At 57.3% G+C, this 20,009-nt stretch carries 20 protein-coding genes, 1 other RNA gene and 2 pseudogenes; 13 read left to right on the forward strand and 10 right to left on the reverse strand.

All coding sequences use genetic code 11. From position 1 onward, the window contains the following. Positions 1-306: 306 nt before the first annotated feature. The 4 genes from RMS03_RS06345 to RMS03_RS06360 are packed head-to-tail and all read right to left on the reverse strand — an operon-like array spanning position 307 to position 3,413. Positions 307-1,044 (reverse strand): amino acid ABC transporter ATP-binding protein, encoded by a 738-nt coding sequence (locus tag RMS03_RS06345; RefSeq protein WP_310626250.1) that lies wholly within the window; start codon positions 1,042-1,044, stop codon positions 307-309. Positions 1,045-1,087: 43 nt separating this feature from the next. Continuing rightward, positions 1,088-1,756, reverse strand: a complete 669-nt coding sequence (locus RMS03_RS06350) for an amino acid ABC transporter permease (protein ID WP_310626251.1) — start codon at positions 1,754-1,756, stop codon at positions 1,088-1,090. Between the two features lie 2 nt (positions 1,757-1,758). Further along, complete coding sequence (locus tag RMS03_RS06355; protein WP_310626252.1) at positions 1,759-2,493, reverse strand: amino acid ABC transporter permease; 735 nt, start codon at positions 2,491-2,493, stop codon at positions 1,759-1,761. A 20-nt stretch (positions 2,494-2,513) separates the two neighbouring features. Next, entirely contained in the window at positions 2,514-3,413 is a 900-nt protein-coding gene (locus tag RMS03_RS06360; RefSeq protein WP_310626253.1) for an amino acid ABC transporter substrate-binding protein, read from the reverse strand. A gap of 125 nt (positions 3,414-3,538) precedes the next feature. Between RMS03_RS06360 and RMS03_RS06365 the strand changes: the two genes are divergently transcribed. The 4 genes and pseudogenes from RMS03_RS06365 to RMS03_RS06380 form a co-directional block, all read left to right on the forward strand. Beyond that, positions 3,539-3,754, forward strand: coding sequence for a hypothetical protein (locus RMS03_RS06365; RefSeq protein WP_310626254.1), 216 nt, complete (start codon positions 3,539-3,541; stop codon positions 3,752-3,754). Positions 3,755-3,770: 16 nt separating this feature from the next. Beyond that, positions 3,771-4,121: RNase P RNA component class A (gene rnpB, locus RMS03_RS06370), an RNA gene on the forward strand. An 18-nt stretch (positions 4,122-4,139) separates the two neighbouring features. Then, entirely contained in the window at positions 4,140-4,523 is a 384-nt protein-coding gene (locus RMS03_RS06375; RefSeq protein WP_310626255.1) for a hypothetical protein, read from the forward strand. An 83-nt stretch (positions 4,524-4,606) separates the two neighbouring features. After that, positions 4,607-4,909, forward strand: a pseudogene (locus RMS03_RS06380) (transposase); the annotation flags it as partial. A gap of 102 nt (positions 4,910-5,011) precedes the next feature. Here the strand turns inward: RMS03_RS06380 and metK are convergent. Beyond that, entirely contained in the window at positions 5,012-6,193 is a 1,182-nt protein-coding gene (gene metK / locus RMS03_RS06385; RefSeq protein ID WP_310626256.1) for a methionine adenosyltransferase, read from the reverse strand. A 198-nt stretch (positions 6,194-6,391) separates the two neighbouring features. Here metK and RMS03_RS06390 point away from each other — a divergent pair, with 198 nt between their 5' ends. Together RMS03_RS06390 and RMS03_RS06395 are read left to right on the forward strand one after the other, a co-directional pair. Further along, positions 6,392-7,258 carry a lysophospholipid acyltransferase family protein gene (locus tag RMS03_RS06390; protein ID WP_310626257.1) on the forward strand — a complete coding sequence of 289 codons (867 nt, stop codon included), beginning with the start codon at positions 6,392-6,394 and terminating at the stop codon, positions 7,256-7,258. A gap of 3 nt (positions 7,259-7,261) precedes the next feature. Next, positions 7,262-8,128 (forward strand): lysophospholipid acyltransferase family protein, encoded by an 867-nt coding sequence (locus tag RMS03_RS06395; RefSeq protein ID WP_310626258.1) that lies wholly within the window; start codon positions 7,262-7,264, stop codon positions 8,126-8,128. A 13-nt stretch (positions 8,129-8,141) separates the two neighbouring features. On the opposite strand, the gene yihA is transcribed toward RMS03_RS06395, so the two are convergent. Further along, positions 8,142-8,744 carry a ribosome biogenesis GTP-binding protein YihA/YsxC gene (gene yihA, locus RMS03_RS06400; protein ID WP_310626275.1) on the reverse strand — a complete coding sequence of 201 codons (603 nt, stop codon included), beginning with the start codon at positions 8,742-8,744 and terminating at the stop codon, positions 8,142-8,144. 228 nt (positions 8,745-8,972) lie between these two features. Between yihA and RMS03_RS06405 the strand changes: the two genes are divergently transcribed. From RMS03_RS06405 to RMS03_RS06420, 4 genes and pseudogenes are all read left to right on the forward strand, one after another. Further along, on the forward strand, positions 8,973-9,599 hold the full coding sequence (locus RMS03_RS06405) for a c-type cytochrome (protein WP_310626259.1): 627 nt from the start codon (positions 8,973-8,975) through the stop codon (positions 9,597-9,599). A 156-nt stretch (positions 9,600-9,755) separates the two neighbouring features. Beyond that, the gene (gene msrP, locus RMS03_RS06410) at positions 9,756-10,778 is read left to right on the forward strand and encodes a protein-methionine-sulfoxide reductase catalytic subunit MsrP (RefSeq protein ID WP_310626260.1); all 1,023 of its coding nucleotides are present in this window, start codon (positions 9,756-9,758) and stop codon (positions 10,776-10,778) included. A gap of 1 nt (position 10,779) precedes the next feature. Further along, positions 10,780-11,397 carry a protein-methionine-sulfoxide reductase heme-binding subunit MsrQ gene (locus tag RMS03_RS06415; protein WP_310626261.1) on the forward strand — a complete coding sequence of 206 codons (618 nt, stop codon included), beginning with the start codon at positions 10,780-10,782 and terminating at the stop codon, positions 11,395-11,397. Positions 11,398-11,413: 16 nt separating this feature from the next. Then, positions 11,414-11,798: pseudogene (locus tag RMS03_RS06420) on the forward strand (peptidylprolyl isomerase). Positions 11,799-11,868: 70 nt separating this feature from the next. Here RMS03_RS06420 and uvrA read toward each other — a convergent pair. Then, on the reverse strand, positions 11,869-14,868 hold the full coding sequence (gene uvrA / locus RMS03_RS06425) for an excinuclease ABC subunit UvrA (RefSeq protein WP_310626276.1): 3,000 nt from the start codon (positions 14,866-14,868) through the stop codon (positions 11,869-11,871). Positions 14,869-15,103: 235 nt separating this feature from the next. On the opposite strand from uvrA, the gene RMS03_RS06430 reads away from it, so the two are divergent. Further along, complete coding sequence (locus RMS03_RS06430; protein ID WP_310626262.1) at positions 15,104-15,823, forward strand: hypothetical protein; 720 nt, start codon at positions 15,104-15,106, stop codon at positions 15,821-15,823. A gap of 18 nt (positions 15,824-15,841) precedes the next feature. On the opposite strand, the gene RMS03_RS06435 is transcribed toward RMS03_RS06430, so the two are convergent. Further along, entirely contained in the window at positions 15,842-16,561 is a 720-nt protein-coding gene (locus tag RMS03_RS06435; RefSeq protein ID WP_310626263.1) for a YggS family pyridoxal phosphate-dependent enzyme, read from the reverse strand. A gap of 45 nt (positions 16,562-16,606) precedes the next feature. On the opposite strand from RMS03_RS06435, the gene RMS03_RS06440 reads away from it, so the two are divergent. Together RMS03_RS06440 and RMS03_RS06445 are read left to right on the forward strand one after the other, a co-directional pair. Continuing rightward, positions 16,607-17,611, forward strand: a complete 1,005-nt coding sequence (locus RMS03_RS06440) for a type IV pilus twitching motility protein PilT (RefSeq protein WP_310626277.1) — start codon at positions 16,607-16,609, stop codon at positions 17,609-17,611. A gap of 88 nt (positions 17,612-17,699) precedes the next feature. Continuing rightward, positions 17,700-18,614, forward strand: coding sequence for an NAD(P)-dependent oxidoreductase (locus tag RMS03_RS06445; protein WP_310626264.1), 915 nt, complete (start codon positions 17,700-17,702; stop codon positions 18,612-18,614). A 90-nt stretch (positions 18,615-18,704) separates the two neighbouring features. Here the strand turns inward: RMS03_RS06445 and RMS03_RS06450 are convergent, their stop codons facing one another. Both RMS03_RS06450 and RMS03_RS06455 read right to left on the reverse strand, forming a co-directional pair. Continuing rightward, positions 18,705-19,400, reverse strand: a complete 696-nt coding sequence (locus RMS03_RS06450; protein WP_310626265.1) for a BON domain-containing protein — start codon at positions 19,398-19,400, stop codon at positions 18,705-18,707. Continuing rightward, positions 19,397-19,996, reverse strand: coding sequence for a phosphoheptose isomerase (locus RMS03_RS06455; RefSeq protein ID WP_310626266.1), 600 nt, complete (start codon positions 19,994-19,996; stop codon positions 19,397-19,399). Before RMS03_RS06455 ends, RMS03_RS06450 begins: the two co-directional genes overlap by 4 nt. Between the last annotated feature and the right edge of the window lie 13 nt (positions 19,997-20,009).

Genomic DNA, 20,009 nt, shown 5'->3' on the forward strand with positions numbered 1-20,009 from the left:
GGGGCCTGAGGGCAAAGGTGGGATGACGAAATGGGTCTCTTACGCCGAAAAATCGTGCTATCGACGCACACAATTGCACATCGTGAAGTCCGTAACAAGTCACGCTACAAATTCATGCGTTGTGCAGACCTTCCCTAGAGCGAACGCCTGCCAACGCACCCCCTCGCCACACTCAAGCCGCGCAACCGTCTCCGAAGCAAAACCTTCACCACCGAAAAAACATGCGTCAACAAAAAAGCGCCTCATCAAGAGGCGCTTCGACAAATCGCGCAAACCAAAACCAATTGGGTTCTGACCCCAATTAACTCAGTGCGCCAAGATTTTGTTCAAGAACTCTTTGGTGCGCGGCTGCCGATTCTCAGGGTGGTTGAAGAACTCATCCTTCGAGCAGTCTTCCAACACCTTGCCCCCCACATCCATGAAGATCACGCGGCTACCCACCTTGCGCGCAAAACCCATCTCATGCGTCACGCACATCATGGTCATGCCCTCGTTGGCCAAGTCCACCATCACATCCAACACCTCACCCACCATCTCGGGGTCGAGTGCGGACGTGGGCTCATCAAACAACATCACGATCGGGTCCATGCTTAACGCACGGGCAATCGCCACGCGTTGCTGCTGACCGCCTGAGAGCTGGCCCGGAAACTTGTCTTTGTGCGCCATCAGACCCACGCGTTCCAAGTACTTCAGGCCATGCGCACGGGCCTCCTCCTCGCTGCGGCCCAACACCTTTTGCTGGGCAATGGTCAGGTTTTCGGTCACCGACAAATGGGGGAACAACTCAAAGTGCTGAAACACCATGCCCACACGGCTGCGCAGTTGGGGCAGGTTGGTGTCTTTGCCGTGCACGGCCACGCCATCCACAAAAATCTCACCTTCTTGGAAAGGCTCCAAGGCGTTGATGGTTTTGATGAGGGTGGATTTGCCCGAACCCGAGGGGCCGCAAACCACCACCACTTCGCCTTTTTGGATATTGGTGGAACAGTTGTTGAGCACCTGCACGGGGCCGTACCACTTGGACACATTTTTTAATTCAATCACGGTGAACTCCAGCGAACTTTTTTGTGTGGGCGCTTCGTAGCGCTCAACGAATGATGGCAATGCGCGCTTGCAAGCGTCGCACCAGGGCCGAGAGGCCGAAACAAATCATGAAATACACCAAGGCCACCAAGATGTACACCTCTTCCACGCGGCCATAAATCTTGCCTGCGGTGACAAAGCCCTTGAGCAAGTCATACGCACCAATGGCATACACCAGCGAGGTGTCTTGGAACAAGATGATGGTTTGCGTGAGCAACACAGGAATCATGTTGCGAAATGCTTGCGGCAACACAATGAGGCGCATGTTCTGGCTGTAGGTCAGCCCCAAGGCCTGTCCCGCCATGACCTGCCCACGCGGGATGGACTGGATGCCCGCACGCATGATCTCGCTGAAGTACGCTGCTTCAAAGGCCACAAAGGTGATGGTGGCCGACAGTTCAGCCCCGATGGAGCGACCGATCAAAAACGGGATCAGCAAGAAGAACCACAGAATCACCATCACCAAGGGGATGGAGCGCATGCCGTTGACGTAGATGACCGCCGGCAGTTCCAGTGCTTTGTTGCCTGACAAGCGCATGAGCGCGAGGAGGGTGCCAAACACAATGCCGCCCACGGTGGCGATGAGGGTCAGCTCCACGCTAAAGAGCATGCCCTTCAACACAAACTTGTTGAAGATGTCCCATTCAATGAAAGAAAAATCGAGTGCGCTCATGCTCAGTGCCCCCCGCCGACATTGCCCGCGACCACGAGGCCGGGGATTTGCATGCGGCGCTCGACAAAGGCCATGACACGGTTCACCGTAAAAGCAGACACGGTGTAGAGCGCCGTCACGGCCAAGTACACCTCAATGCCGCGCGAGGTTTCTTCTTGCACTTGCATGGCGTACATGGTGAGTTCAGCAATCGACACCGCAAAGGCGACCGATGAGTTTTTGAGCAAGTTCATGGACTCGCTGGTGAGGGGCGGCCAAATGGTGCGAAACGCAATGGGCAAGAGCACATAGCGGTAAGTCTGCCAAGTAGTAAAGCCCATGGCCATGGCCGCATAGCGCTGGCCGCGTGGCATGGCTTGGATGCCTGCGCGCAACATTTCGGCAATACGTGAGGAAGTGAAGAAGCCCAAGCCCAACACCACCAACACAAACCCCGGCACTTGCTGCATGGCTGGAAAGATCTTGGGCAAGACAAAGTACCAAAGGAAAATTTGCACCAACACGGGAATGTTGCGAAACAGCTCCACCCACGCGTTGGCGATTCTGGCCAACCACACGTTGAGCAGTGTGTCTTGGGGCAAGGTGCGCAAGACGCCCATGAGGCACCCCGACGCCATAGCCACCACCCAAGCGCTGGCCGCGACAGAAAGCGTCCAGCCCCAGGCGTCAAACATCCACTCGAGGTAGGTTCGTCCCCCACCGTCGTCTTGAAGAAAAACCTGCCAATCGAGTGCCATGCGTGCTGTCTTTTTCTAGGTTACTTCTTGGCGTAGACTTCGACCGGTTTGTCGTTCGGGTTCTTCCAAGCGTCTTTGTTGGCATCGCTGGCGGGCATGCCGAGTTTGATGTTCTTAGGGGGGATGGCTTGCACAAACCATTTGTCATAGAGATTGGCGAGCTCGCCTGATTTGGCCAAACCCGCAATGGTGTCATCAGCCAATTTCTTGAACGCGGGGTCGTCCTTGCGGAACATGATGGCGATGGGTTCGACGTTCAGCACTTCGCCGACGATTTTGAAATCGGCTGGGGCTTTGGAGTTGGCGATGTTGCCGGCCAAGATTTGGCCATCCATCACAAACGCATCAGCGCGGCCCGACTCGAGCAGAAGGAAGCTGTCTGCGTGGTCTTTGCCGAAGACTTCCTTGAAGTCCACGCCCGTGGCACGTTCGTTCTTGCGCAAAAGTTGCACAGAGGTGGTGCCAGTGGTGGTGGCCACGTTCTTGCCGTTCAACTGAGCGATGGAGCTGACGCCAGAGTTGGCGCGCACAGCAATGCGCACTTCTTCCACGTAAGTGGTGAAGGCAAAGGCCACTTGTTTCTGGCGGGCTTCGTTGTTGGTGGTGGAGCCGCACTCGATGTCGACGGTGCCGTTCTCGACCAAAGGAATGCGGTTTTGTGAGGTGACGGGGGTGTAGTTCACAGCCAGCTTTTTGCCCACGGCTTTTTCAACATTGGCAATGATGCGTTGGCAGATCTCCACGTGGTAGCCCACATATTTGCCGTCACCCAAGGTGTATGACAAAGCGCCCGATGAGTCGCGCACGCCCATGGTGATGGCGCCCGCGGCTTTGACTTTGGCGAGGGTGTCATTGGCTTGTGCAAACGCGCTGCCTGCCAACAGGGCCGTCGCGGCTAAGGTGAGGAGATGTTTTTTCATGTGGAGATCCAGAGGAAGTGGTGTTTGAGATTCTCATATTCTAGGGACAGCGCCACGCGGGAAAGCCCTAGGTATTCACATCGAGCGCTGGATGTGGTGGGCTGGACTCTAACTGGATACTGAAAGTGGCAAATTTGAAGGCTGGGCCTCATGGGGTGAATCGTACTTTGTATGGTTTGCGGTGCGCGGCAATTACGCTCCGTTTGATCTATGGCGGAAAAATTGACCTTCTGGCCTTGGCGCGCAATGCCCAAACTTCGGTGGAGATGATTGAAAATTTTTATGCCAGCACGCTCTCGCCTGAGATGAATATTGCGCTTGTTCATGGCCGTCTGCAGTAACTGATAATCAAGGCGTGAAGCTCGCTAGGCCGTCGCTGGTGCAATCTGGGAAACCACGCACTGGAGGAACGTCCGGACTGCGTAGGACAGCGTAAGAGGTAACACCTCTCCACCGTGAGGTGAGGACCAGAGCAACAGAGACGAGCCGCTTCAGTGCGGGTGAAACGGGCAATCTCTACGCGCAGCAATACCAAGTAGGCCAACCCCGAGAGCGCGGTTCGCCGCATTTCTTGATTCTGTGGTCCGCAGAAATGGTTGGCGGGTAGGTAGCACCGAGCCGAGTGGGTGACCCTCGGCCCAGATTAATGACGGTCACGCCGTGGGCAACCACGGCGCACAGAATCCGGCGTATCGGCGAGCTTCACACTTTTTCCCAAGGCCTTAGATGACAGACCGCACGCCCTCTGACGGCTTTGACCAGCACGACATGCCAGAGCAGTTGTGTTCGACTCGGTTCTATTCAGACTGTCGCCGCGCGTTGACGCCGGTTGGTGTGGCGGTGATGAACTTGCGCAGGTTCAGCGCTTATCGTGATGTGTATGTGGATCGGATGGCGTCCATCTTTGATGCGGCGTTGTGGGTGGTCAATGCGCCAGGCACGACCAACGGCATTGTTTTTGCGGTGAATGATTTTCCGAAGGACGCTCAACTCACGTTCAGCAAACACAAGCCTGCGCATTTGAGCGATGAGGCGTGGGTGCAAATTTCATCCAGCGTGGCGCGGGTGTTTTTGGCGACACGCGCGCTTGCGCAAGCCTCAGACGTTTAACCGGCTGCTGAAATACCCCCATGCTCAGGCCCACGCCGAGCCTCTGAGAAGCGTTAACAGACGAACAACGACACGGACACATGATGCGCGGCGCTGACACCTTCACCGAAAGCCTTTCCACGATGCGTCATTTGGACGATTTCGTGCCAGCGAGCCACCCACTGCGCCCGATTCGCAAGATGGTCAATGAGGCCTTGGTGAAGATGGATGCGCTGCTGGGCGGCATGTACGAAGCGGACATCAAAGGCGGGCACCCCAGCATGGCGCTGTAGAAACTGTTGCGCCCCATGCTGCTGCAAATTTTCTACAGCGTGCGCTCTGAGCACCAACTGATGGCGCAGACCCAGTACAACTTGCTGTTTCGCTGGTTCATTGGCCTGTCCATGACGCGCCAAGGCGAGCAAAAAACGAAGGGGATATCAGAGTGCGGAAAGAAGATCCGAAAAATCAAAGCCGCGCGGGGAGTGATTGCGCTCGCGCATGGGGTCTTACAGACCCACAGCAGCCTTCAGCGAAGCTGCCTTGTTTGTACGCTCCCAAGTGAACTCTGGCTCTTCACGACCAAAGTGGCCGTAAGCGGCGGTCTTGCTGTAGATGGGGCGCAGCAGGTCGAGCATTTGGATGATGCCTTTGGGGCGCAGGTCAAAGTGTTCGGCCACCAAGGCGGATAACTTCTCGTCCGAGATCACGCCTGTACCTGCCGTGTTCACGGTGATGTTCATGGGCCGAGCCACGCCAATCGCGTAAGCCACTTGCACTTGGCACTGGGTGGCCAAGCCTGCGGCCACGATGTTCTTCGCCACGTAGCGTGCAGCGTAGGCGGCAGAGCGGTCCACCTTCGAGGGGTCTTTGCCTGAGAACGCGCCACCGCCGTGAGGGCAAGCGCCGCCGTAGGTGTCCACAATGATTTTGCGGCCTGTCAAACCGCAATCGCCTTGTGGGCCGCCGATGACGAAACGGCCTGTGGGGTTGATCAAATATTTGGTGTCTTGTAACCACTCTTTGGGCAACACGGGCTTGATGATTTCTTCGATGATGGCTTCCACAAAGCTGGCCTTCATCTTGGTCGCTGACTCGCTCTGGTCGGGGCTGTGTTGGGTGGACAACACCACGGTGTCAATGCTGTGAGGCTTGCCGTCCACGTAGCGCATGGTTACTTGGCTTTTCGCGTCAGGGCGCAAGAAAGGCAAGCGGCCGTCTTTGCGCAACTGGGCTTGGCGCTCGACCAAACGGTGGGCGTAATAGATGGGGGCGGGCATCAGCTCAGGCGTTTCGCTGCATGCGTAGCCAAACATCAGGCCTTGGTCGCCCGCGCCGATGTTGAGGTGGTCATCAGAGGCGTGGTCTACGCCTTGAGCAATGTCGTTGGATTGCTTGTCGTAGCAAACCATGACCGCGCAGCCTTTGTAGTCGATGCCGTAATCGGTGTTGTCGTAGCCGATGCGCTTGATGGTGTCGCGTGCGACTTGGATGTAGTCGACGTGTGCGTTGGTGGTGATCTCACCCGCCAACACAACCAAGCCAGTGTTGGTCAGAGTTTCGGCGGCCACGCGTGAGAGCGGGTCTTGCGCGAAGATGGCGTCCAAAATCGCATCAGAAATTTGGTCCGCCACTTTGTCAGGGTGGCCTTCTGAGACAGATTCAGACGTGAAGAGGAAATTGCTAGACATGAAAAAAGCTCCTTGTTTTCAATGGGTTGTTCGGCGTTGCCGACCCTGAAAACTTGGAGCCCAGCGAACGCTTTAGCAGATCGCTACGGGCCTTGAGCCCGCGCTGTCACACCGAAGTGCGTCGTCGCCCTGCAAGTAGTTCTTTAACTCAGCGACAATCGAAATTGTAGTGGATTCATCCCAGTCATTTCAAAGTTCATGTTTTCAGTCACCCGCCTTTTTCGCTTTCTTGCGTGCCTGCCGCTGCCGTTGATGCAGCGCTTGGGTCGCGCGTTGGGTTGGGTGGTGTGGGGCTTGTCGCCGACGTACCGACACAATTTCAAAGCGAATGTGCAGGCGGCGGGCGTGGCGTGGCGTGATGCGCGTCCGGCCATCGCCGCGATGGGGGCGATGGTGGCCGAGCTGCCCTGGGTGTGGATGCGTCCGCATTCGGCGGTGCTCGACGGTTTGGTGCAGTGGGACGGCGCCGAGCACTTTGAAGCCGCCATGCAGGCAGGTAAGGGCGTCATCATCATGTCGCCTCATTTGGGGTCTTGGGAGATTGGGGCGCAAGCCATTGCCGAAAAGTTTGGCCCCCTTCATGGGCCGATGGTGGTGCTGTTTCGCCCCGCACGCAAAGCATGGTTGGAGCCCTTGGTGGCGAATGCACGCACGCGCCCTTATTTAGATTCCGCGCCGACTTCGCTGGCGGGGGTGCGCACTCTCATGCGCACCTTGCGTCATGGCGGCTACACCGCCATTTTGCCCGATCAAGTGCCGCCACAAGGCCAAGGCGTGTGGGCACCGTTTTTTGGTCGTGAGGTATACACCATGACCTTGTTGTTCAAACTCGCGCAGCAAACGGGTGCGCAAGTCATCATGACGTGGTGTGAGCGTCTGCCGACAGACCAAGGTTTTTGCATGCATATGCGCCCGTTTGATGCGCCCGAAATGCGCGATGTCAGTGTGTCACCCGAAGTCGCTGCTGCTGCGATGAACCGTGGCGTCGAGGCGATGGTGCGCCACGCCCCCGGTCAATACTTGTGGGGTTACGCCCGCAGCAAACAACCGCGAGCAGAAAGCTAAGCCATGTTCAGCAAGATCGGACTTGGGGTGTTGCGCGCTTTGGGCTATTTGCCTTTGTCGTGGCTGCGTGCGTTGGGTGCTGGCTTAGGTGACTTGTTGTGGGTGGTGATCCCTTCACGCCGTCGCGTGGTGCAAACCAATTTGCGGGTGTGCTTTGCGCACTTGAGCGAGGCCGAGCGTGACGCGCTCGCGCGCCAGACCTTTGTACATTTCGCCCAAGCTTGGTTGGATCGCAGTTGGCTCTGGCATCGCAGTGCGGCGTGTATTCAGTCGCGCGTACAGCTGTCGGGTGAGGTGGCTGCTTTGTCTGAGGCCACACCGACGGTCTTGTTTGCCCCGCACTTCATGGGCTTGGATGTGGGCTGGACGGCGCTCACACTGAACTTGCCTTTGCGTTGGACCACCATCTTCACGCCGCAGTCCAACGCAGCGGTGGACGCGTGGGCGGCCCAAGGACGTCAGCGGTTTGGGCGCGTGCGTTTGTTTCGCCGTGAAGATGGCGTCAAGCCCATCGTCAGTGCCTTGCGTGAGGGGGCGTTGTTGTACTTGCTGCCCGATATGAACTTTGGCCCGAGCGAGTCCATCTTTGTGCCGTTTTACGGTGAGCCAGCGGCCACCGTGCCCTCGCTGTCACGCTTTGCCAAACTGGGTCGTGCGCGTGTCGTGCCAGTGGTGACCCGCATGACGCAGACCGGCTATGAGGTGGTGGTGCATGCTGCGTGGCAAGATTTCCCCACCGACGATGCTGAGGCCGATACCGCTACCATGAACCGCCGCTTAGAGGCCTTCATCAACACCATGCCCGCGCAGTATTTTTGGGTGCACAAACGCTTCAAGACGCGCCCCCTGGGTGTGCCAGAGCTGTACTGAAAAACCAAACGGATTAAGGGTGCATCCACTGGTACAAGGTGGTGGCCACTTCGTCCACGCCTTGCTTCTTCAGTGCTGAGAACAAACGCACTTCACCGCCACCTGCTTGCAGTTTTGCAATTTGCAGGGCCTTTGCACCATCGGTCTTGTTGAGTTTGTCGGCCTTGGTGAGTAACACCAAAAACTTCAACCCTTCTTCCACGCGGGGACGAATCACGTCGAGCAAGATGTCGTCGAGTTCGGTCAAGCCGTGGCGTGGGTCGCACATCAGCACCACCGCACGCAGGTTGGGGCGGGTGAGCAAGTAGTTGGCCATCACCTGATGCCAACGAATCTTGTCTTGCTTGGGCACTGCGGCGTAGCCATAGCCAGGCAAGTCAGCCAGCACGGCATCGGTTTTGCCTTGGCGGCCCATGGCAAACAAGTTGATGTGTTGGGTGCGCCCTGGCGTTTTAGAGGCGTAGGCCAAGCGTTTTTGCTGTGTCAACACGTTGATGCAAGTGGACTTGCCCGCGTTGGAGCGACCCACAAAAGCGATTTCTGGCAGGTCGTAAGCGGGCAGGTGGTGCAGCTGGGCGGCGGTGGTCAAAAACCGTGCAGTGTGCAACCAGCCCATGGCGTATTTGGCTTGATTGGTGGGGCTTAAAAGCTCAAAAGCTGCTTTGGCAGCGGCACGGTCAGCCTCTTGTTGTGCTGCTAACTCAGCGTTCAAAACCGTGATTTCTGGCACCTCAGGCGTGTCATTTGGGGCGGGGGTGTCGTGTGGGTCTTGCTGATTCATGCGACATTGTAGAATCACCGCAGTTTTTCGTCGTCTTTGAGACCCACTAACCAAAGCACACCTATGAAGCTGATTGCCTCTTTGTTGATTGCTGCCGCCTTGGTAGCCCCCGCCCTTTCTCATGCCAACGAACCAGCAGCGCCCGTTGTCAAGGCCGACTTGGCCAAAGGTGAAGCCACTTATACCGCTGTGTGCGCCTCGTGCCACGGTGCCGATGGCAACGCTGGCTCGCCTGCCTACCCAAAGTTAGCCCAGCAACACCCTGACTATCTGGTCAAGCAGCTGCAAGAGTTCAAGTCTGGCAAGCGCGCCAACGCCATTATGAGTGGTATGGCTGCTGGCTTGTCTGACGCCGATATGAAGAACGTCGCCGCTTGGTTGGGCTCGAAAGAAGCCAAAGCCAACTTCGCCAAAGAAAAAGAATTGGTGGTGTTGGGTGAGCGCATTTACCGCGGTGGCATTGCCGACCGTCAAATTGCCGCTTGCGCAGGCTGCCACACCCCCACCGGTGCAGGCATCCCCTCACAGTACCCACGTTTGTCAGGCCAACATGCCGACTACGCCGTGTCGCAACTGGTGTCCTTCCGCGACGGCATTCGCAAGAACAGCGCCCAAATGACGGGTGTGGCCGCCAAGATGAACGACCGCGAAATCAAAGCCGTGGCCGACTACATTGCGGGTCTGCGTTGATCTGAGCGTTCACGCGCGCCTTTAAAAAGCTGGCCGAGTGCCAGCTTTTTTTGTATCCGTTTGTCGCCCAGCAAGCGGGGTTTTGCAGCAGCAACTTCGCATGAAGTTGGGCTTGCATTCACAATGCAACCATCACACCTTGAAAGGACGCTCCGTATGTCTCACCACCGATTTGGTCGCGCCAGTGATTCTGGGTTCACCCATCCAGCCAGCCATGAGATCACGCCTCAAGCTGTCTACAACGAGCGTCGCACATGGCTCAAGCACATGGCCGCAGGCGCTGCTGGTGTGTCTATGGCGGCATGGGCCTCGCGCGATGCGTTGGCGCAAGCCAGCAACCCAGCGGTGGTGCGTTCAGGCAAGCTAGATCCGCTGACGGGCGCGGTCAGCCGCGTGAGTGGTGCCAACACGATGGAGAAAATCACCACCTACACCGACGCCAGCAGCTACAACAACTTCTACGAATTCGGCACCGACAAATCAGACCCCGCCAAATACGCCCACACCTTGCAGACCAAACCGTGGTCGGTGGAGGTTGAGGGACTGGTCAAAAAACCGAGCCGCATCGACCTTGAGGATCTGCTCAAACTCAGCCCCATGCAGGAGCGCATTTACCGACTGCGCTGCGTGGAAGGCTGGTCGATGGTGATTCCTTGGGTGGGCTACTCGCTGGCTGAACTCATCAAGCGCGTCGAACCCTTGGGCAGTGCCAAGTATGTAGAGTTCATCACCCAAGCCGACCCCAAGACCATGCCCGGTGTGCGCTCACGCGTGCTGGATTGGCCGTATGTAGAGGGGCTGCGCCTAGACGAAGCCATGCACCCGCTCACGCTGCTCGGCTTTGGCATGTACGGCGAAGTGCTACCCAACCAAAACGGCGCCCCCGTGCGATTGGTGGTGCCGTGGAAATATGGCTTCAAGAGCGCCAAGAGTTTGGTGAAAATTCGATTTGTGGAGAGGCAACCCATCAACTCATGGGGCCGCTCGGCGCCGCAAGAGTATGGTTTTTATTCCAACGTGAACCCCCATGTGGATCACCCGCGTTGGAGTCAAGCCACTGAGCGCCGCATTGGCGAGGACAGCTTGTTTGCCAAGAAGCGCAAAACCCTCATGTTCAACGGCTACGAGGCGCAAGTGGGCCAGCTCTATGCGGGCATGGACTTGAGCAAGCTGTATTGAAGTGAAGGCCGCCTTTCGCCAAGCGCTGCGGCACAGCCGCGCCTCAGCCCTGCTGTGGCTGTTGTGTCTGTTGCCCTTTGCATGGTTAGCTTGGGGCGCGGCCAACGACGCGCTAGGAGCCAACCCTGCTGAGTACTTGATTCGCGCCACAGGCGACTGGACGTTACGCGGCTTGTGCCTCACGCTCGCCGTGACACCGGTGCGCCTCATCGCGGGCCTGCCCGAGTTGGCGAGGTTTCGCCGCATGTTGGGGCTGTACACCTACTTCTATGCCACGCTTCATGTGCTGTGCTACAGCTGGCTTGACATGGGCTTTGAGTGGGCCGACATCGCCCATGACATTGCCAAGCGTCCTTTCATCTGGGTGGGCTTCAGCGCGTTTGTTTTGCTCACGCCTTTGACCTTGACCTCGTTCCATCGCGCCATTCGATGGCTAGGTGTCAAGCGTTGGCAGTGGTTGCACCGCATCGTCTATGTGGTGGCAATGCTGGCGGTGCTGCACTTTTTTTGGATGCAGGCAGGTAAGAACAACTTTGCTGAAGTGTTGGTGTATGCCGTAGCGTTGGCTTGCCTGCTTTTGCTCAGACTCAACAAATTGAAACCAACGCTAAAAAAATAATATTTAAAGCCTAGCCATGCAGATCATCCAAGACACGGCCGTCACCCTCCAATATCAAGTTACCACGCCCGCAGGCAAGCCCTTGGACGTGGGGCATTTGTCGTATTTGCACGGCGGCTACGACAACATTTTTCCCAAGGTTGAAGCCGCACTCAATGGTCAAGCCGTGGGCTTTGCCGTCAAGCTGGATTTGAGCGCTGAAGATGCCTTTGGCGAGCGCGACGAATCGTTGGTGCGCGTCATCCCTAAAACCGAATTTCCACCGGGCGTGAAAGTGGGCGGGCAGTTACAGGGCGCAGGCGGGCCAAGCGCTCCGTTTTAGCTGCACCGTGACCGATGTGTGCGCCGCCACGGCAGAAGAAATTGCCCACCGACACGTGCATGGCGCGCATGGGCATTAGCATTGGAAGGCGAGGATGTCACGCTAGCCAGTGTTCAGCAGCTTCATAGCGTTGCTGCCGACTATGCCACTCAGCTTGGCAACAAGCGCTTCAAGTACTTGCCAGTAAAGCTAGCCGCATTCGCCGCCAAGTCTTCTGGCGTGCCCACACCCACCACCGTGCCGCCACCGCTGCCGCCCTCAGGGCCCATGTCAATTAGCCAGTCGGCGGTTTTGATGACGTCGAGGTTGTGTTCGATGATGACGATGGTGTTGCCCGCGTCGCGCAGGTGTTGCAGCACTTTCAGCAGCAGTGCAATGTCGGCAAAGTGAAGGCCTGTGGTGGGCTCATCCAAGATGTAGAGCGTGCGGCCTGTGTCGCGTTTGCTCAACTCCAAGGCCAGCTTCACGCGCTGCGCTTCACCACCCGATAGCGTGGTGGCAGCTTGGCCGAGTTGCAGGTAGGACAAGCCCACGTCCATCAAGGTTTGCAGCTTGCGGGCGATGTTGGGCACGGCGTTGAAAAACACCAAGGCGGCTTCGACCGTGAGGTCCAAGATTTGCGCGATGTTTTTGCCCTTGTACATGACCTCCAAGGTTTCGCGGTTGTAGCGCAAGCCGTGGCACACATCGCAGGGCACGTACACGTCTGGCAAGAAGTGCATTTCCACTTTCACCATGCCGTCGCCTTGGCAGGCTTCGCAACGGCCTCCGCCTGAGCTTGCGGCCACGTTGAAGCTGAATCGCCCAGGGCCATAGCCACGCTCGCGTGCCATCGGCACTTCGGCCATCAGCTCGCGAATGGGTGTGAAGAGGCCCGTGTACGTGGCGGGGTTGCTGCGTGGGGTGCGGCCAATGGGTGACTGGTCGACGTTAATCACTTTGTCGAAATAGTCGAGACCAGTAATTTCGTCGTGCGCCGCTGGCTCGTCGTGCGCGCGGTGAATGGTGTGTGCGGCCGCGGTGTAGAGCGTGTCGTTCACCAGTGTCGATTTGCCCGAGCCCGACACACCCGTGACGCAAGTGAGCAAGCCCACAGGGAAATCAGCAGTGACGTTTTTCAGGTTGTTGCCACGCGCACCACGGATGCGAATGACTTGATGGGCAGACGCATCCTTGTGCAGCTTGCGTTGAAACTTGAGCTCTTGCGCTTGCACGGGCAAGAAGGCGTTGCGTTTGGTTGGCACCTCGATGCGCAGGGCCTGCGCGAGGTAGCGGCCTGTGAGGGACTGGGGGTTGGCTTCAATCTCGGCCGGTGTGCCACGCGCCATCACGTGGCCGCCGTGCACGCCCGCGCCTGGGCCCATGTCCACGCAAAAGTCGGCGGCGCGAATCATGTCTTCGTCGTGTTCCACCACCAGCACGCTGTTGCCAATGTCACGCAGGTGTTTGAGGGTATCGATGAGACGGTCGTTGTCGCGCTGATGCAAACCAATGCTGGGTTCGTCCAACACATACATCACACCCGTGAGGCCCGAGCCAATTTGGCTGGCCAAGCGGATGCGTTGCGCTTCGCCGCCCGACAGCGTGTCGGCACTGCGGTCGAGACTGAGGTAGTTCAAACCCACGTCGTTCAAGAACTTCAAGCGTGAGGCAATTTCGCGCACCACTTTGTCGGCAATCTCCGCCTTTGCACCTTGTAGTTGGAGGGTGTTGAAGTAGCCAAAGCATTCGCCCAGCGTGGTGTGGCTGATGTCAAAAATGCCGCGCATTTGTTCGCCCTCGCCAATGCGCACATTACGCGCTCCGCGGCGCAGGCGTGTGCCGCCGCACGAGGTACACGCACGCACGCCGCGGTAGCGAGACAGGTCTTCGCGCACCACGGTGGAGTCGGTCTCGCGATAGCGGCGCTCCATGTTGACCAAGATGCCTTCGAAGGGGTGCTTCTTGCTGAGCTTTTTGCCAGCGCCGTTTTCAAGGCTGTAGTTGAACTTGATTTCTTCTTCGTCCGAGCCATACAACAACACTTGGCGTATCTCGTGGCTTAGGTCTTCGAACGGTGTGTCGAGATCAAACTTGTAGTGTTTGGCCAGGCTCTCGAGCAGGGTGAAGTAATGCGCGTTGCGACGGTCCCAGCCTTTGATGGCACCACTGCCGAGGCTCAACGATGGAAACGCCACCACACGGGCGGGGTCGAAATAGTCTTGGTGGCCCAAGCCATCGCACGAGGGGCACGCGCCCACGGGTGAGTTGAACGAGAACAAGCGCGGTTCGAGTTCGCTGATGGAATACGTGCATTGCGGACACGAGAACTTGGCGTTGAACGCGTGTTCTACGTTCGTGTCCATTTCCAGCGCGATGGCACGGCCTTCAGCCAAACGCAAAGCGGCCTCAAAGCTCTCGGCCAAACGCTGGCGCAAACCTTGGGGTGCGGCGGCAGCAGGGGGACTGGCCGTTGTCACGTCATGGGCGCTCGTTTGTGTCGATGCCACGGGCACTTCGTGGCGCACCTTGATGCGGTCCACCACCACGTCGATGTCGTGCTTCTCAGTTTTCTTCAGCTCGGGCAAGTCGTCGTATTCGTACACCTTGCCCTCGATGCGAAACCGCACATAACCCTGCGCTTGCAACTGCGTGAAGATTTCGCTGTACTCGCCTTTGCGGTTGCGCGCGATGGGTGCGAGCAGCATGAGCTTGGTGTCTTCGGGTAGCGCCATGACGGCGTCCACCATTTGCGTCACGCTTTGTGCTTGCAGCGCCAAGTTGTGGTCGGGGCAATAGGGCGTACCTGCGCGGGCAAACAGCAAACGCAGGTAGTCGTGAATTTCGGTCACCGTGCCCACGGTGGAGCGCGGGTTGTGGCTGGTGGCTTTTTGCTCAATGCTGATGGCGGGCGACAGGCCTTCAATCAAGTCCACATCGGGCTTGTCCAAGCGGCCCAAAAACTGGCGGGCATAAGCAGAGAGGCTTTCCACATAGCGGCGCTGACCTTCTGCATACAGCGTGTCAAACGCGAGACTGGATTTGCCCGAGCCCGACAAGCCCGTGATGACCACCAACTGGTTACGCGGAATATCGAGGTCGATGTTTTTCAGGTTGTGCGTACGCGCCCCGCGAATGCTGATGTGTCGCATGGCAGAGGGGTGGTGCATGGCCTGGCCTAGGTAGGCGCCGTCGTTGGGTTTGTTCACGGGTCAGTCAATCAAAGGGCAATCCATCATGATAGATGGAGACTCATGGGGGGACGATGGATTGTGCGTACCGAAGACTTAGAAGTCTTTTGGAGCAGTCGAATATTTTGCGAAGTAATATTGCAACCGAAAGACCTTTTCACGAGGCCTTTTCCACTTTGCAAAGGCCAACGAGAAAGAGAAAGGAATTCAAACCATGTTTTTAGCGCTTAAACATCTGTTGTACGGCACGCTCGTCACTGCGTGTTTGACAGCTCAGGCACAGCCCATAGAGGCCCTGGCCACAGGTGCAGACCATCGCATCTACACGGATATTGGCACCCAAGGTGTCGGCATAGGCTACGCCCAGCGTCTCACGGACAGTGTGGATGCGCGGGTCGGCATGACGTCACTCAAGCTTAAGCGAACCGCAAAAGGTGGCGCCAACAACAACGGCGCCACCTTTGATGCAGAGGCCACGCTGAACTTCACCAATCTAGGCCTTTACGCCGACTGGTACGTGTTTGACGGCGGGTTTCGTCTGACCAGTGGTGTTCAATTGGGGGCCAACAAACTCGACATCAATGGCAATGTGTCTGCGAACCAGATCACGCTCAACGGCAAAACCTATGTAGGGACGGCCAATGCACGCGTATTGGGCGGCGTAGACCTTGGAAGTACCGCGCCTTATGTGGGCATGGGGTATGCCTCCAGAGGCTCAGCCAACAGCGCTGGTTTGAGTTTGATCTTTGATCTTGGGGTTCGCTTGGGCAAGGCTGAGACGTCACTGAATGCGTCTGGTTTTGACAACTTAAGCGCCGCAGATAAAGCGCAATTTGAAAGCGATTTAGCAAAAGAGCGGGCCAAACTGCAAGACAAGCTTGGGGTGCTTAAAACTTATCCAGTACTGTCTTTGGGGTTGAGTTATCGCTGGTAGAGCAATCTAGCAGCGGGTCTATTGAGCGATGTAAGTTCGCCCACCAAAAATCGCCGTTCCCACACGCGCCATGGTGCTGCCTGCATGAATGGCTGCTTCTAAGTCACCCGTCATGCCCATGGACAAGGTGTCGAACTGCGGCAGGTTCAAGGCAGTTTTCACGCTGTCAAACAGCGCACCCGCCTTGGCGTGAACAGCCACTTGCGCGTCAAAGCCATCCACGGGGTCGGGGATGGTCATCAGACCGCGCAGGCTGAGTCTGGGCAGTTGGGCAACTTCTCGTGCCAGTGCCAACACATCGGCAGGTGCTATGCCCGACTTGGTGTCGCCACCATCGATGTTGACTTGCAAGCACACGTTGAGTGGTGCAAGGTGCGCAGGGCGTTGGTCGTTCAAGCGTTGGGCAATTTTGAGGCGGTCTATCGCGTGCACCCAATCGAAGTGTTCTGCCACGAGTTTGGTTTTATTGCTTTGTATGGGGCCAATGCAATGCCAGACCAAAGATTGAGCGTCGCCTTGCAAAGCGGTGATTTTGTCTATCCCTTCTTGGATGTAGTTCTCACCAAAATCAAGTTGCCCACAAGCGGCGACTTGACGCACATCGTCAGCACTGAAGGTTTTGGAAACGGCCAGCAATCGCACGCTGTCCGCACGGCGGACACTGGCCGCGCAGGCGGCGGCAATGCGGGCTTGCACCGCGTGAAGCTTGTCACTTAACACAGAGGCGGAGGTATTCATCTTGGGGTTAACTTTAACAAGGAGACAGGCATGTCCAGCACTGGGCTGACTTTGCATGAGCTACTCACATGGGCGGTGGCACAACAGGCCTCTGATTTGCATCTGTCGGCAGGACTTGCACCTCGGGTGCGGGTGCATGGCGCATTAAGGGCGCTGCAAACATTCGCAGCGCCCCTCGTGTCCACTGATAGTGCGCTACGCAGGATGCTGGGCGACTTAATGGATGAGGCGCAACATGCGCAGTTCACCCAAGGCCATGAGGTGGATTTTGCGTTTATGGTGCCTACCGTAGGGCGTTTCAGGGCCAATGTGTTCATGCAGCAACACGGCTGTGGTGCGGTGATGCGGCACATCCCCAGCGACGTGCCCACACTGGCTGCCCTGCGCGTATCGCAGGTGATACCTGATTTGCTCCAACGCGTAGGACTGTTGCTGGTGACAGGGCCAACGGGCTCTGGCAAGTCCACCACGCTGGCAGCGATGGTGCAGCACCTGAACACACAGACACAGCAGCACATCGTGACATTGGAGGACCCCATTGAGTTTGTGCACGTCAGCCAGCAATGCCTGATTACCCAGCGCGAGATGGGGGCACACAGCCCCAGCTTTGCACATGCCCTACGCGCAGCCTTGCGTGAAGACCCTGATGTGATCTTGGTCGGTGAGCTGCGCGATTTAGAGAGCATTCGTCTCGCGCTGACCGCCGCCGAAACAGGCCACTTGGTGCTTGCGAGCTTACACACCCGCCATGCAGCGGGCACCGTGGAGCGCATCGTCGATGTGTTTGATGCACATGAGAAGTCTCTGGTGCGTGCGCAACTCAGCGATGCGTTGGTGGGCGTGGTGTCACAAACACTGCACCCCACGCCTACAGGTGGTGGTCGTATGGCAGTGTTTGAAACACTGGTCGCCACACCTGCCATTCGTCACATGATCCGCGAAGGCAAGACGGCACAAATACACAACGCACTGCAAACAGGTGCGGCACAGGGTATGCAGACGATGGAGCAAGCCACCAAAGAAGCACAGCGGCAAGGCTTGATTGCGTAGCTGAGTTCGAGCAAGGTTGCCAGCGTGACAGTGGGGCACCAATACACCCCTATGATTGAGCGCAACGCAACCTTTTACAGAAACAACCATGGCTAGCATCAACTCCAAAACATACGAACCAACCGCCTCTGCCTATGTTGCCTTTGTCGGCATGGGTGTGATGGGCTATCCCATGGCCGGCCATTTGGCCAGCGCTGGCCATGCGGTGACGGTGTACAACCGCTCCCCCGCCAAAGCCGAGGCTTGGGCCAAGGAGTTTGCCAACAGCAAAGCCCCCAAGTACGCGCCTACACCGCGCGAAGCTGCCAAAGGTGCGAGCATCGTGTTTTGTTGTGTGGGCAATGACGAGGATTTGCGTTCGGTTATCTTCGGTGCGGATGGCGCGTTGGCGGGTATGGAGCCAGGCACCGCCCTAGTCGACCACACAACGGCTTCGGCAGATGTGGCGCGCGAGATCTACATCGCAGCCAAGAACTTGGGCATCCACTTCATTGACGCGCCAGTGTCAGGCGGTCAAGGGGGGGCGCAAAACGGTTTGTTGACAGTGATGTGCGGCGGCGATGCGGCGGTGTTTGAGCGCGTCAAGCCTGTGGCGATGGCGTTCTCACGTGCCTTCACACTGATGGGTGAACCGGGCGCAGGCCAGTTGACCAAAATGGTGAATCAGATTTGTATTGCTGGGGTGGTGCAAGGTCTGAGTGAGGCGATTGCTTTCGGTCAGAAGGCTGGCCTCGACATGAATTTGGTGCTCGATGTGATTGGCAAAGGCGCAGCACAAAGCTGGCAGCTCGACAACCGTGGCAAGACCATGGTGGCCGATCAGTTTGATTTCGGGTTTGCCGTGGACTGGATGCGCAAAGATTTAGGGCTGGTGTTTGACGAGGCCAAGCGCAACGGCGCTGTATTACCCGTGACACACATGGTGGACGAGTTCTATGACGAAGTGCAAAAGATGGGCGGTCATCGCTGGGACACGTCCAGTCTGATCAAGCGTTTGCGCTAACGCTGGCATTAACGATTCAGCGAATAAGACAACGCCCCGTAAGTTCATGAGAACTGCGAGGCGCTGCTTTTGGAAGCCTATCGCAATGCGTTATTTGATGGGCGTGGCACCAGGCTGGTTGGTGGTCAATGGCACGCCGCCCGAACCCGTCATCACGGGGGAGCTTTGCAGTGACTCCTCGCTTCGCTTAGGCTGCAAGGCGCGCAACTCGTCTTCAGTGATGTACTCAAACACACGCACCACACGCTTGACACCGTTCACGCCACGCACCACATCAGTTGCACGTTTGGCTTCACGTTGCGTGACACGGCCCATCAGGTAAATAGTGCCGCGCTCACCCACCACTTTGAACACATTGGCAAACACGTCTTCTGTATCGACCATTGCGGCTTTGACTTTGGCCACCACGAGCGCATCGTTTGAACGGTCACCGAAGCTTGAAGCTGGGCCAATCGCCAGTTCATTGACTACAGCACGGACGTTTTGAACACGGCCAATCAGCTGCCCCACTTGGGCCCGAACTTGCTCAGAGGAAACCTCACCCGTGATGAGCACTTGTCGGTTGTAGCTGGTGATGTTGGCGTGTTCTTTGCTGCCAAAATTTTCACGAATGGCCGATGCACCACGTTGCTCAATGCCTTCGTCCTCCACCTGAATACCCGTGGTTCGACGGTCGCTCGCAATCATGGCCGTACCTAAAACGCCACCAAACATCAGGGGCGCACACGCCGACAGCTGCGCTGCAGCAAGTAGCACCAGTAGAGCTTTTAAAAATTTGACTGTCATTCTTTACTTTCTTGATCGCCTAGCAACTGTGTGTCCACCCCATCGCAAATGCAATGGATGGTGAGCAAGTGCACTTCTTGGATACGGGCGGTGCGGTCATGCGGAACACAGATGTGCACATCGGTTTCACGCAAGGCTTGCCCCATCTTGCCGCCACCCTTGCCTGTCAGTGCCACCACGGTCATGTCACGCGCATGAGCAGCCTCAATAGCAGCCAACACATTGGGTGAGCTGCCACTGGTGGTGATGGCCAAGAGCACATCGCCAGATTGACCGAGGGCGCGCACTTGTTTGGCAAAGACTTGCTCGTAGCTGTAATCATTGGCAATGGCCGTGATGATGGAGCTGTCGGTGGTTAGGGCGATAGCACCCAACTCTGGACGCTCACGCTCGAAACGCCCCACAAACTCAGCCGCAAAGTGCTGCGCATCGGCGGCCGAACCACCGTTGCCGCAAGTCAGCACTTTGCCACCACTGGTGACGCTGGCCAACACGGCCGACACGGCGGCAGCGATAGGTTTAGACAAGACTTGTGCGGCCTGATATTTCAGGTCGGCAGAGTCGATGAAGTGTTGTTCAATTCGTTGCTCAAGCATGGGTAGATGATAC

The organism is Limnohabitans sp., assembly GCF_031538885.1.
GTDB lineage: Bacteria > Pseudomonadota > Gammaproteobacteria > Burkholderiales > Burkholderiaceae_C > Limnohabitans.